This window comes from Corynebacterium meitnerae, assembly GCF_027570075.1.
Taxonomy (GTDB): Bacteria; Actinomycetota; Actinomycetes; order Mycobacteriales; family Mycobacteriaceae; genus Corynebacterium; species Corynebacterium meitnerae.
The window spans coordinates 1-583 of record NZ_JAKMUS010000042.1 but is presented as its reverse complement, the minus strand read 5'-3'; the positions used below and the strand labels follow the sequence as shown (position 1 = coordinate 583).

Here is a 583-nt window from a genome sequence, read left to right as displayed (position 1 = left end):
CCCAGCAAGCTGGAGCCTTTCCGTTCGACTTGCATGTGTTAAGCACGCCGCCAGCGTTCATCCTGAGCCAGGATCAAACTCTCCACAAAAAACACCCACAAACGTGAGCATCAATCAGTAAAAGATTACCGAGCCGTGAAAAGCCCAAAACCTAACCAAAACAAACCAACCAACACCCACAAAAAAGATGCTGGACTGGCATATCCAAAAATTACTCGACAAACCAAAAGAGGTTCATCACGTTGCCGCCCCATTCGACGAGGAAAAAAGACAACAACAAAAAATATCTAATCAGCCATGCGACCAACCAGACGACACTATTCCATCAATGGTTCAAACAGCATCGACCAGCACACACCCCAAAAAACGGAGTGAACAGTCACAAACCAACCAAACAAAAAATCATTGGCACACTATCGAGTTCTCACACAACACACGCACACCCAAACACACCCCACAACCAGGGCCTGTTCAAAGCAGCTTGCTGAACCTTACACACACCCACACCACAAACAAAATCGCAGCAAATGCGGATCAAGTGAAAGGAACCATCAACGCTCGTTTTCCTACCGCCATCTCACCA

At 47.0% G+C, this 583-nt stretch carries 1 protein-coding gene and 1 rRNA gene; one reads left to right on the top strand and one right to left on the bottom strand.

Annotation, left to right across the window (positions count from 1 at the left end; all coding sequences use genetic code 11):
- A 16S ribosomal RNA gene (locus L8U60_RS10745) occupies positions 1–89 on the bottom strand; the annotation flags it as partial.
- A 98-nt stretch (positions 90–187) separates the two neighbouring features.
- On the opposite strand from L8U60_RS10745, the gene L8U60_RS10740 reads away from it, so the two are divergent.
- A partial coding sequence (locus tag L8U60_RS10740) for a hypothetical protein (RefSeq protein WP_269966358.1) occupies positions 188–583 on the top strand: 396 nt, incomplete at its 3' end.